The following is a 12116-nucleotide window of genomic DNA, read 5'->3' on the forward strand; positions in this document are numbered from 1 at the left end:
TCATCTTTTGTTCGCTAAATGGGAACGGAAGCGATAGACGACGCATTGTTTCGCGACACGTTAACCGATACGTGTCAGAAAATGGTGCGGTGCACAATTCGGGCATTGAGCACAGACAAGAGTTTGGCGGAGTAGCTGAAGTGTCACTTCTGCAGATCTACTTTAGAGCGCTGGGTTATCTGGCGTCCGACAAGAAGCGCGTTGCGCTGATTTGCGGCGCCAACGTCGCGCTCGCGGCGATCGCGATCCTCGAGCCCATCCTGCTGGGCCGGGTGATCGGTGCCATCTCCGAAAAAGGCGCGGTGTTTTCGACGCTCGCCGTCTGGGCCGCTCTTGGTGCCTTCAACGTCGTCGCCTTCGTGCTGGTGGCGCGCGGCGCCGACCGCTTCGCTCATGCCCGTCGCTCCGAAGTGCTGTGCCAGTCCTTCGAGCGCGTCATCACCATGCCGCTTGCCTGGCACCATCAGCGCGGCACATCCAATTCGCTGCACACGCTGCTGCGCGCGGTCGAGACCCTGTTCAGCCTGTGGCTCGAATTCATGCGCGTGCATCTCTCGACGGCCATCGCGCTGGTGCTGCTGGTTCCGACCGCGCTGTCCATGGACATCCGCATGTCCGTCGTATTGCTGGGCCTCGGCGTGCTTTACGTTGGCATCGGCCGGCTCGTCATGCGCCGCACCACGTCGGGGCAGACTGCCGTCGAACGCCACTACCACACCGTGTTTGCCCACGTGACCGACAGCGTCAGCAACGTTGCCGTGCTGCAGAGCTACAACCGCATTGGCCACGAGACCGCGACGCTGAAGCGCTATGTGAAGGATCTGCTCGACGCGCAGAACCCGGTGCTCGACTGGTGGGCGATTGCCAATGCGCTGAACCGCCTGTCGTCGACCATCTCGATGATGATCGTGCTCTCGATCGGCGCTTATCTCGTCACCCGTGGCCAGCTCCGCGTCGGCGATGTCGTTGCCTTCACCGGCTTTGCCGGAATGCTGATCGCCCGTCTCGACCAGATGTCGGCCTTCACCACCCAGATTTCCGAGGCTCGTGCCAAGCTCGAGGAGTTCTATCGCCTCGAGGATTCGGCTGCCGAGACCGCCGAGCCGGACGGATTGCGCGAGTTGACCAACGTCACCGGCCACGTCCGCTTCGAGGATGTCAGCTTCGAGTTCGCCAATTCGGGCCACGGCATCGAGGACGTCTCCTTCGAGGTCCAGGCCGGCCAGACGGTCGCCATCGTCGGCCCGACCGGCGCTGGCAAGACGACGCTCATCAATCTCTTGCAGCGCGTCTTCACGCCCGCCAGCGGCCGCATCCTGATCGACGGCATCGACACCCGCACGGTGACCCGCAAGTCGCTGCGCCATTCGATCGCCACCGTCTTCCAGGACGCCGGCCTGCTCAACCGCTCGATCGAGGACAACATCCGTGTCGGCCGTGCCGATGCCAGCAATGACGAGGTTCACGCCGCCGCCAATGCCGCCGCCGCCCAGGACTTCATCCTGGCCAAGAGCGGCGGCTACGACACCGTCGTCGGCGAGCGCGGCGGCCAGCTCTCGGGCGGCGAGCGCCAGCGTATCGCCATCGCCCGCGCCGTGCTCAAGGATGCGCCGATCCTGGTGCTCGACGAGGCGACCAGCGCGCTCGACGTCGAAACCGAGGATCGCGTCAAGGATGCCATCGACGAGCTGCGCCGCAACCGCACGACCTTCATCATCGCCCACCGCCTGACCACGGTCCGCGACGCCGACCTCGTCGTCTTCATGGACAAGGGCAGGGTGGTCGAGATGGGCGGCTTCACCGAGCTGTCGCTGCGCAACGGCCGCTTCGCTGCCCTGCTGCGCGCCGGCGGCCTGCTCAACGACGAGGAAGTCCGCCGCCTCAGCCGTGCGGTGACGGAAGCGGCGTAAGTTCTCTCCTTCTCCCCTTGTGGGAGAAGGTGGCCGCGAAGCGGCCGATGAGGGGTGCTCCAGCTTGACACCAGCATCCGATCGACAGCCGGGCGCATTGCTGGCGCCTCACTCCGCTGGAACACCCCTCATCCGTCTCGGCGCTGCGCGCCGATCCACCTTCTCCCACAAGGGGAGAAGGGGAAGGCGCTTCTACCTGCGACGCCTTCCCCCGATTGCCCCAGACCAATCTCCGGTCTATTTAGGTCGGCATGAGTGACATCACCTCACGCCTGAGCGCCTGGGCCGATCTCGCCAATCCGACGCGCTTCGTCGGCTTGGCGGACAAGGTGATCCCGTGGCTGGCGTCGGTTGCCGCGATCCTGCTCGCCGTCGGCCTCTATATGAGCTTCACCGCGCCGGAGGATTTCCAGCAGGGCATCACCGTGCGCATCATGTATATCCACGTGCCTTTCGCCTGGCTCGCCATGATGTGTTACACGATCATGACGATTTCGGCGCTGGGCACGCTGGTCTGGCGCCATCCGCTGGCCGATGTGGCACTGAAATCGGCGGCCCCGATCGGCGCCACCTTCACCGCGCTGGCGCTGATCACCGGCTCTATCTGGGGCAAGCCGATGTGGGGCACCTGGTGGGTATGGGACGCGCGGCTGACCTCGGTCTTCGTGCTCTTCCTGATGTATCTCGGCATCATCGCGCTGACGCGCGCGCTGGATGATGCCGGCCGTGCGGCCTGGGCCGCCGCCATCATCACGCTGGTCGGCTTCATCAACATCCCGATCATCAAATTCTCGGTCGATTGGTGGAACACGCTGCACCAGCCGGCCTCTGTGTTCCGGCTCGGCGGTCCAACCATCGACCCCTCGATGCTGTGGCCGTTGGCCGTGATGGCGCTCGGCTTCACCGTGCTGTTCTTCGCCCTGCACCTGATGGCGATGCGCACGGAGATATTCCGCCGCCGCGTGACCGCGATGCGCAGGGTTGCGGCGAGGCAGGCGGAGCGGGCTCCCCCTTCTCCCCCTGTGGGAGAAGGTGGCCGCGAAGCGGCCGGATGAGGGGTGTTCCAGGGAAAGCCAGCGTCTCATTTCGCTGGAGCACCCCTCATCCGTCTCGGCGCTAACGCGCCGATCCACCTTCTCCCGCAAGGGGAGAAGGAAAGGCCGCTCACCCCATCCGTCCCCTTGCTGCCACCGGCAGCGTTTCCAGCACCTTGTCGCCGTCGATCAGATGCACCTGGTCGAACAAATTCGTCACCACGCAGCAATGATCGGGAACGACCCGCACGCGCTCGCCGATGCGCAGCTTGGCGCCGCCCGAAAGCGTGACGGTGCCGTGCTCTTCGCTGAGACCCGTGACGCGGGCGCCCGGCACGCCGAGCAACTCGCCGAAGTCAGGCAGGCCGAGTGTATCCGACGACAGCGCCTTGCTTCCGCTGTCGAGGATGACGCGCGTCGCCGTCGGATGGCTGACCACCGTGGCGAGCACCGTCAGCGCGCAGTCGTCCAGCGTGCCGACGCCTTTGGCGACCTGGTAGCGGTCGAGATAGATGTAGGTGCCGGGCCGGTATTCGGTGACCACGCTGTCCTCGCCGGAGCGCCACATATCCGGCGTGCCGCCGCTGGAGATGCGGTCACATTCAAGCCCGGCCGCTGTTAGCGCAGAGCGTGCATTGCTCAGCCATGCCTCCGCCTCGGCGGCGCGCCCCGCCGCCGGATAGGTCATCAGCCCGCCAAAGACGAGGCCCTTGGCCTGGTCGATCACTTTCGCCAGTGTCAGCGCTTCGTTGGCGCTCTGCACGCCGCAGCGGCCCATGCCGGTGTCGCACTCGACCAGAACGGACAACGGATGGCCGGCATCGGTGAATGTGGCGGCAAGCCCTTCCAGCGTGTCGTGGCTGTCCGCCGTGACCGAAAGTGTCACGCGCCCATGCAGCGCCTTCAGGCGCCCCAGCTTGGCGCGGCCAAGGATGTTGTAGGGCAGGAAAATATCCTCAAGCCCGGCATCGGCCATCACTTCGGCCTCGCCGATCTTCTGGCAGGTGATGCCGACGGCGCCCGCCGCCACCTGCTTCTTCGCCCAGTAAGGCAGCTTGTGCGTCTTGATATGCGGGCGGAGCTTCAGCCGGTGAGCGTCCGCATGGACCTGCGCTTTCTTGATGTTCGCCTCGGCGCGGGCGGCATCGATGAGGATCGCCGGTGTGTCGAGATCGTCTATGCTTGCCATGAGATCACCCGTCCGAGCATGTCTTCCGAGCGGCGATCCGCTGTGGGACAAAGACATTGCGTTAAAACAAATCAGTTGGGTTTATGGGCCCGAATGCGGCCTATGTCACGGGGCCAGACCCATCGGTTTGCGTCGACAGAGGACCGGCATTGGGCTATTCGGAAGGACGGATTTCAGCAGGCGGCGGCCGGAAGGAAGAGAACCCATGAAGCGCTCCAAGATCAACGACATCATCCGCGAAGCCGACGCCTTCATCCGCTCCTTCGGCTATATCATGCCGCCCTTCGCCTATTGGTCGCCGGAAGAGATGAAGGCGCATAAGGGCGACTCCCCGGCCATCTTCACCTCCCGTCTCGGCTGGGACATCACCGACTACGGCCAGGAGAAGTTCGACGAGCTCGGTCTGTTCCTGTTCACAGTGCGCAACGGCCGCTACGAGGACATGAAGCTCGGCATGGGCATGCTGTACGCCGAAAAAATCATGATCTCGCGCAAGGACCAGCTGTCGCCGATGCACCGCCACAACATCAAGGCCGAGGACATCATCAACCGCGGCGGCGGCAAGCTGGTGCTGGAATTGTTCATGCACGACCGCGACGGCGGCATCGACCCCAAGGCCGAAGTCTCGGTGCCGGTCGACGGCACCATGACCAGATTGCCGGCAGGCGGCCTGCTGAAGCTCGATCCGGGCCAGAGCGTGACGCTGCTGCCCGGCGTCTGGCACGCCTTCTGGGCCGAGGGCAAGGACGTGCTGATCGGCGAGGTCTCGACCGTCAATGACGACCTCACCGACAATGTCTTCCGCGATCCGATCGGCCGCTTCTCCAACATCGACGAGGACGTCGCGCCGCTGCACCTGCTGGTGTCGGATTACGAGAAGTGGGTGGGGTAGGCTAGGGACGCTCCGCTACCGCGCGTACTTATCCGCCTTGCGGTTCCCGAGCAGCAGCTTGCGCTCCAGATGCGCCCGGAGCTCGCCGTAATAGGCGGTGAGAAAAGCCTTTGAATCGATCGGCTCGACCCGGGCGCCGATCTTGCGCGCGATGGTCTCGGCCACGGCCTTCAGCGCGGAATAGTCGTCGCGGCGCAGCACTTCCTCCAGTTTCTGCAACTCGGCGATGCCATAGGCGTCGAGCTGTGCGGGGCTGAACTGGAAGCGGGCCGCGACCGGATCCTTGCGCTGCGAAAGGTCTTCGACCAGCGCCACTTTCGGCGCCTCGACCACCCAGGTGCCGGCGAGCAGGTCGCCGATCCTCAACCGGTCGCGGTTGAACAGCGGAAACAGCGAGAACAGCAACGCCCAGACCAGGCCGAAGATGGTCGACAGCGTGTCGGCGACATCGGCGCTGGCGCGCGCGGCGAGGATCGACAGCGGCAGAAAAACTTCGATCTCGCGCATCAGATTGCGCGCGATGACCTGGTCGATGGTGAGGCCGGCGCCGCTGCGCGACGCGACCCTCACGCCAACCATGCGCTTGCCCGGCGTGGCTGCCCGTCGGCCCGCCTCGAAGGCGATGAAATAGACGTTGCGCAGGAAGAAGATGAAAATGATCCAGACGATGAACAGCGGCTGCGCATCCTGGATGCCAAGCCCTGCAAGGCCGAAGATCATCACCAGCGAGACGATCACGGCCGCGACGACGATGATCACCACGTCGAGCAGGAATCCGGAAGCGCGGGTGCCGGCATCCGCCAGCTTGACCCGCAGGTCCACGCCTTCGGGCGTCACCAGCGGACGTATCAGCGCGGCAGGGTTCTTTGTCCTGGCTGTCCTAGCGGTCGCCATGCCGCACCATCCGCAACAGGTAGAAATATGAGATCCAGAGCGCCAGCATGCCGCCGCCGATCGAATAGCGGGCGAGGTCGCTGGTGATCGTCTGCCTGCCGATGCCTTCCAACAGTCCGGCAAAAAGCAGCATCACCGTGACGCCGATCATGGCGGTCGCCGCCACGCGCCCGGCTTGGGCGGCGGCGGCCATGCGGGTGAGTTCGCCGGGAAAGGCGATGCTGGTGCCGATGCGCATGCCGGCGGCACCCGCGATGGCGATGGCGAACAATTCCGTCGTGCCGTGGATCGAAAGCCAGCCGCCGAGCTCGAAGCCGAGGCCCTTGGCGGCATAAATCTGGAAAATGGCGCCGAGCATGCAGCCATTCATCAGGATGATCAGCACGCTCGGCACGGCGAAGGCGAAGCCCAGCGCGAAAGCCAGGATCGAGACCTGTGTGTTGTGCGTGAAGAGATAGGCGGCGAACCCCGACAGGAAATGGTCGCCGCCGCCGTAAAGCACGCTGCGCAGCGCCTCGGCCGACGAATCCGGGTTGCGCCCGCCCGCCAGGCTAGGCGCGATGATGGCGTCGTACCAGCGCTTGTCGGAAGCGACCAGCCAGTAGCCAGCAATGGCACCGATGAGGGTCAGCCCGACCGACGTCCATACTTCGCGCCACAGGTCGCGGATCGCCGCCGGCCAGTCGTGCAGGAAGAAGTCGCCGATGCGCGTTCTCAAGCTTCGCCGCGCACCATAGAGATAGAAATAACCGCGCAGGCACAGCGCCTCGAGATAGGCGATCAGCGCGCTGTCGAGCGAGGTCGCGCGCGCCACCGAGAGCGAGGACAGCGCCGAGCGGTAGAGCAGGGGCAGCGACAGGAGCTCGTCTTCCGAGAGCGCGCGCGGCGCGCGTTTTTCGACGCGCGCAAGCAGCGCCTCGAAGGCTTTCCAGTCGGCCTCGCGCTCCTGGCGGAAGCTTGCCAGCGACTGGCGCACGGAATCGGTGCCGGCCGACAGCGTCATAGAAGGTTCTCCTCCTTGAGCTGGATATAGCGCTCGACCAGCGCCGGGCCGAGCCGCTGGTGGTCGGCCTCGATGACATGCGCGCCGAGCAGCCTCAGCCTGCCGATCACCACCTGCCGCTGCCGCAACAGGTCGCCGGCGGTGACGGAACGGGCGACATCCTCGGGCGCCGCCGGCGCCATGTCGGCCAGCGTTTCGAGCTCCACATCCTTCATCAGCATGAATAGCACCAGATGCCGCTCGGTCAGCCGGCCGACGGTGCGCAACATCAATTCGGCGCTGATCGGATCGACGAAATCGGTGAAGATGATGACCAGCGAGCGCCGGTCGAGCTTCGCCGAAAGCGTGGTCAGCGCCAGGGTGAAGTTGGTCTCCTCGGTCGAATAGTCGATCTCGGCGGCGCGCTTCTGGATCATGGTGAAGCTCGGCGAGCCGCGCACCGCGCCGCTCGACACGCGCGGCCTGGCATCGAAGGAGAACAAGCTGACAAGGTCGCCGCCCTTGAGCGCGATGAATGCCGACAAAAGCGCCGCCGTCACCGCGCGGTCGACCTTCGGCACCCCGTCGACCGGCTCACACATCAGCCGGCCGCTGTCGATGGCCAAAACGATGTTGTTGTTCTCCTCGATCCGGAACTCGCGCGCCAGAAGCTTGCCGTGCCGGGCGCTGCGCTTCCAATCGATCATGCGGCGGCCCATGCCGGGTTGGTAATCCTTCAGCGCCTCGAACTCGCGGCCGTGGCCGGCGCGCTTCTGCGTATGGCCGTCGGCAAGGGCGGAACGCTGCAAGAGCGTGATCGCCTCGTCGCGCGCGCTGTTGACGTTGGGCAGCACCGCGACCTTGCGGTCGACCGGCAACACAACCTGGTTCCAGATCAGCCCGAACGGACCCTGCCAGCGCAGCCAGAGACGATCGAAGCCGGCGATACCGCGGCGGATGGCCTCGAATTCGAGATCGAGCGTGCCGCCATTGGCCGGCAGCGCGCCGCCGGTGCCGGCTAATGGCTGGACCCGCTGGTCATGCCCGACACGCGCCTGCAGGCGGCGCAGCCTTGCGCCGGCGCCGGCCGCGACGTGTAGGGTGAAGCGTCCGCCGACGCCGACCTGCGGCGGCGCCGTCAGCGTGGCGTTGAGCGAGGCGCGACCCCTGCCTGCGGCTGCGTCCACCGCCAGGAAGGCAAGCAGCAGGCAGATCCACAACAGGCCGAGATACCAGACATGCGGCAAGGCGAGCGCGATCAGGAAGGCGGGGATCGCCCCCGCCGCCGCTGCCCAGACCGCTCGGCCGCTCGGATAGATCAACGCGGCGCTTCCGTATGGTCGACGAGGTCGGAGACGATCTGCTCGACCAGCCGCCCGTCGATCTGCGCCGCCGGCGAGAGAACGACACGGTGACGCAGCGCCGGCACGGCCAGCGCCTTGACGTCGTCGGGGATGACATAGTTGCGGCCGTCGAGCGCCGCCCTGGCGCGCGCGGCTCTCGCCAGCATGGCGCCCGCGCGTGGGCTCGCTCCCACCTCCAGGTCAGGGCTTTCGCGCGTGCCGCGCACAAGTGCCGCGATATAGCCGACGACATCGTCGACCAGCGTGACGTCGCCGACCGTGGCGAGCGCTGCTTCCAGCGTCTTGCGGTCCGTCCGCGCCTTGATGCCGTATTGTTCGATATCGTGCGAGGCCGAGCCGCCGCCGTGATGGACGATGATGGCGCGCTCTTCCGTGAGATCCGGATAGCTCACCCGATGCTTGAACAGGAAGCGGTCGAGCTGCGCTTCGGGCAGCGGATAGACGCCCTGGTGCTCGATGGGGTTCTGCGTCGCCACCACCATGAAATTCCGGCCGAGCGAATGGGTGGTGCCGTCGAACGTGACGGCATGCTCCTGCATGGCCTCGAGCAGCGCGGCTTGCGTCTTCGGCGGCGTGCGGTTGATTTCGTCTGCGAGCAGAAGCTCGCAGAAGATCGGGCCGCGCGTCAGCGTGAACTGCCCGGTCTGGAAATTATAGATGTTGGCGCCGACGATATCGCCGGGCATCAAGTCGGGCGTGAACTGGATGCGCCCATAGGAGACGCCGAGCGCCTGCGCGAAGCAGCGCGCCGTCATCGTCTTGGCGGTGCCGGGCGGCCCTTCGAGCAGGATATGCCCGCCGGCAAACAGCGCCGTCAGCATCAGGTCGACCGTGTCGCGCTGCCCGGTGATCGCTTTTGCCACTTCTTCCCTGATCGCGTTCGCCAGGGTCTTCACTTCATCGACGTTCAATGAGCCTCCTTGCCGTCCAGTCATGCAGCTTTTCGGCTGCCTCGTGCATTGCGGCCAGATTGTTGGAATCGTGTACTGCCCTGAAGCGGGCGGTGAAGCCGTGCTGTTCTTCCTTGTCGCGGGAATCGAGCCAGCGGTCGAGCGCCTCGCCCTGCAGCCCGTGCGGCGCGCCGAGCAGGGCGGCCGCGCGCTGGCGCATCAGCGCTGCGTAACGGTCGCCAAGCTCCTGCAGCCGCCCGGCGCGCTTCAAAAGCATCGCCGTGGTGTCGACCAGCGCCTGCTTGCCGAAGGCGATGGCGCGCCCCTCCGCGCGCGGTGGGCCGAAGCGGCCGAGCCCGTGCAGGAAGGCGAGCGCGGCCGCCACAAGCACCGACAGCGTCAAAGCCAGGAAGGGCGGTTCGATCAGCAGCTTGGCGAGATCGTAGTTGCCGCCGATGCCGTGCAGCGTCAGGTCGAACATGACGGCGCCCTTGGCGGGCTCCAGCATGGCGATGATGTCGAGCGCGGCGGCCGCCCTCTGCTCGTCCTTCAGCGCGGCATTGTTGAGGAAATCGGGATCGGTGAGGATGTAGAAGGGCTCGTTGTCGAGCTCGGTCAGGATAGCCCTGCCGTCGCCCGCCGCGATCAGCGGATGGTCGTCCGCCACCCATTGCAGTTCGCCTGGCGCGGCCACCATGCGGCCGGCGATGTTGATCTGCGAGAGCGTGTTCTTGGCCTCGCCGAGCTTGGCCTTGGCGATGCGGCCGAGCCAGTCGTTGACGACGTTGTTGGGCAGCCGCTCGACCTTTTCCTCCCAGCCTTCATGGCTGAACAAGGGAAAGGTCTGCCATTTCGGCAGGACAAAGAGCGTGTCCTTACCCGCGCGCAGCTTGATGAGGCGATCGAGCGCGGCCGGGTCGCTGCCCGGCGCGATGGTGACGACCAGCAGGAAGGTCGATGCCAGTGGGGACGCCAGGTCCTTCTCGCCGCGCTCCATCGGCGGCGCCTGTCCGTTGGTGAGCTTCAGCCATTCGACAAGCCCGGCATAGCCGGTGCCGCCCTTCGAGAACGGCGTGGCACCGCCCTGGGGCTGGCGGAAATCCGGCGCATAGGTGGACAGCAGGAAAAATCCGGCCGCCGCCAGCAGGCTGGCGAAAATGCCCCAGAACAGGGTCTTGCGGCTGAACGGTTCTTGCGCTGCGCCTGTCATCTGCGCGGTCATGCCCAGGCGTCCCGGAAGGCGAAACGCTCATAGGCGCCCCGCGCCTGCCGCCAGCCCTCGGCGCCGACCGGACGCCGGGCAAACAAGGCCGCCTCGACGATGCGGGCGATCTCGCTGAAGGCGGCGCGGGGCCGGGTGGGGATGGAACCGGCGGCGGCGATGTCGCGCGCGGTGAGCGATGGACGCAGGAAATCGGGCAGCCGGGTGGCGATATCTGAGACGCTGCGGCGCAACAAAAGGTGCACCGCCTCGTCATACTCGCCGCGCGCGGCGAGCGCATCGGCCTCGGAGAGCAGGACCTGGGCAGCTCCCGCGTCAGGGCGCCACTCTTCCTTCGCTTCGGTCTCTTCGCGTTTCCGCCGCCATGGCAGGCGCCAGGCAATGCCTTTCGCCTCGAGGAAAAGCAGAAAAGCAATGATCGCGACGCCGATGATCACCGCGCCCCAGAAGAGATAGATCATATAGGGACCGAGCTTCGCCAAGCCGTCCAGAAACGGCTTCAGCCACTCCGGCGGCTCGGGCCGCACGTAGGTCGGCAAGGCGAACTGGATCGAATCGTCCCCCAGCAGTTGCTTGTGCAACTGCACCAGCCGTCCGGCCTCTTCCGTCCCTGCGGCTGTCACCCGCTCGTTCCCCCTGCAACCTGCGGTTCGGGGCCGACACTGGCAATACGCCATGACAATTGCAAGCGCACTGGACGTAGCCTTTCAATCTTGGCAAATTTACTTTGAAGTCGCCGATGAACGCAGCGGTGACTCGGGGGAAAATTATCATGACGACTGCAACATTGGGACGACCCGGCAGATTCGAGATCGGCAGGGTATTCAGCAACACCTTCGGAGTGATTGGCCGAAACCTCGGACTTTGCGTGGGGTTGGCGGCTTTGTTTTCGGGCCTGCCGGCATTGCTCGTCAGGCTGTGGACCCAGCCGCAGATCGACGCCATGATGCAGCGCGACCCCGGCACCATGGCCGACCCAGGCGCCATGTTTCGCAATTCCTACATCACCATCATCGCCGGATTGATTTCGTTCGTGTGCGCGCTGCTGCTGCAGTCGGCGCTGGTGCGGGCGACCATCGAGGACCTCAATGGCAAGCGTCCGTCTTTTGGCGACTGCATCCAGATTGCGATCCGCTTTCTGCTGCCGACGCTTGGCATCGGCCTTCTCGTCGGTCTCGGTGCGGGTATCGGCCTGATGCTGTTGATCGTGCCGGGCATTATCCTCTGGCTCGGCTGGTCGATGTCGGTGCCGGTCCTGATCCAGGAGCGGCGTGGCGTGTTCGGCTCGATGTCGCGCAGTCGGGTCCTCACCAAGGGCAGTCGCTGGGGGCTTTTCGGCCTGTTCCTCATTCTCATCATCATCGCGATGGTCATCCAATGGGGGATGCTGCTCGTTCTGGTGCTGTTCGGCGGCATCATCGCCGAGATCGGCGCCGCGCTAGTGCAGACGGTGGTGTCGATGGTGCTGTCGATCGCAACCGCGGTGAGCTATGTCGAGCTGCGCCAGGCGAAAGAAGGCGCAAGCATCGACGAACTGGCGGAGATCTTCTCGTAGGCAGCAGAGATCAACCCGATGGCTTTGGAAAGCCCAGGTGCAGCCGGTAAATTCCGGCTGGGCGGGGTAGTCGGCAATGCGCTCTCGTTCATCGGACGGAATCCGGTTCTCTCGCTGGCGGTCGCCGTGTGCTTTTTCGCCCTGCCATCGCGACGACCACTTACATAGCCTTGCGGCGGGCGAA

At 65.3% G+C, this 12116-nt stretch carries 11 protein-coding genes; 4 read left to right on the forward strand and 7 right to left on the reverse strand.

The window, feature by feature from the left end:
* Positions 1-140: 140 nt before the first annotated feature.
* Both FJ425_RS13195 and FJ425_RS13200 read left to right on the forward strand, forming a co-directional pair.
* The gene (locus tag FJ425_RS13195) at positions 141-1910 is read left to right on the forward strand and encodes a glucan ABC transporter ATP-binding protein/ permease (RefSeq protein WP_140723975.1); all 1770 of its coding nucleotides are present in this window, start codon (positions 141-143) and stop codon (positions 1908-1910) included.
* Between the two features lie 251 nt (positions 1911-2161).
* Complete coding sequence (locus tag FJ425_RS13200; RefSeq protein ID WP_140634037.1) at positions 2162-2965, forward strand: heme ABC transporter permease; 804 nt, start codon at positions 2162-2164, stop codon at positions 2963-2965.
* A 109-nt stretch (positions 2966-3074) separates the two neighbouring features.
* On the opposite strand, the gene FJ425_RS13205 is transcribed toward FJ425_RS13200, so the two are convergent.
* Positions 3075-4133 carry a D-TA family PLP-dependent enzyme gene (locus tag FJ425_RS13205; protein ID WP_140634035.1) on the reverse strand — a complete coding sequence of 353 codons (1059 nt, stop codon included), beginning with the start codon at positions 4131-4133 and terminating at the stop codon, positions 3075-3077.
* Positions 4134-4338: 205 nt separating this feature from the next.
* Between FJ425_RS13205 and FJ425_RS13210 the strand changes: the two genes are divergently transcribed.
* Entirely contained in the window at positions 4339-5025 is a 687-nt protein-coding gene (locus FJ425_RS13210; RefSeq protein WP_095767778.1) for a D-lyxose/D-mannose family sugar isomerase, read from the forward strand.
* 15 nt (positions 5026-5040) lie between these two features.
* On the opposite strand, the gene FJ425_RS13215 is transcribed toward FJ425_RS13210, so the two are convergent.
* The 6 genes from FJ425_RS13215 to FJ425_RS13240 are packed head-to-tail and all read right to left on the reverse strand — an operon-like array spanning position 5041 to position 11000.
* On the reverse strand, positions 5041-5919 hold the full coding sequence (locus FJ425_RS13215) for an RDD family protein (protein WP_140634033.1): 879 nt from the start codon (positions 5917-5919) through the stop codon (positions 5041-5043).
* The gene (locus FJ425_RS13220) at positions 5906-6922 is read right to left on the reverse strand and encodes a stage II sporulation protein M (protein ID WP_140723979.1); all 1017 of its coding nucleotides are present in this window, start codon (positions 6920-6922) and stop codon (positions 5906-5908) included. The genes FJ425_RS13215 and FJ425_RS13220 overlap by 14 nt, the downstream gene beginning before the upstream one ends.
* Complete coding sequence (locus FJ425_RS13225; RefSeq protein WP_140723982.1) at positions 6919-8223, reverse strand: DUF58 domain-containing protein; 1305 nt, start codon at positions 8221-8223, stop codon at positions 6919-6921. The genes FJ425_RS13220 and FJ425_RS13225 overlap by 4 nt, the downstream gene beginning before the upstream one ends.
* Positions 8220-9176 carry a MoxR family ATPase gene (locus tag FJ425_RS13230; RefSeq protein WP_140723985.1) on the reverse strand — a complete coding sequence of 319 codons (957 nt, stop codon included), beginning with the start codon at positions 9174-9176 and terminating at the stop codon, positions 8220-8222. Before FJ425_RS13230 ends, FJ425_RS13225 begins: the two co-directional genes overlap by 4 nt.
* The gene (locus FJ425_RS13235; RefSeq protein ID WP_140723987.1) at positions 9163-10377 is read right to left on the reverse strand and encodes a DUF4350 domain-containing protein; all 1215 of its coding nucleotides are present in this window, start codon (positions 10375-10377) and stop codon (positions 9163-9165) included. Before FJ425_RS13235 ends, FJ425_RS13230 begins: the two co-directional genes overlap by 14 nt.
* A complete protein-coding gene (locus FJ425_RS13240; protein ID WP_140723990.1) occupies positions 10374-11000 on the reverse strand; it encodes a DUF4129 domain-containing protein in 627 nt (208 codons plus the stop codon). The genes FJ425_RS13235 and FJ425_RS13240 overlap by 4 nt, the downstream gene beginning before the upstream one ends.
* A 149-nt stretch (positions 11001-11149) precedes the next feature.
* Between FJ425_RS13240 and FJ425_RS13245 the strand changes: the two genes are divergently transcribed.
* On the forward strand, positions 11150-11932 hold the full coding sequence (locus FJ425_RS13245) for a hypothetical protein (RefSeq protein ID WP_140723992.1): 783 nt from the start codon (positions 11150-11152) through the stop codon (positions 11930-11932).
* Positions 11933-12116: the final 184 nt, after the last annotated feature.

Source organism: Mesorhizobium sp. B2-7-2, assembly GCF_006440775.1.
Taxonomy (GTDB): domain Bacteria; phylum Pseudomonadota; class Alphaproteobacteria; order Rhizobiales; family Rhizobiaceae; genus Mesorhizobium.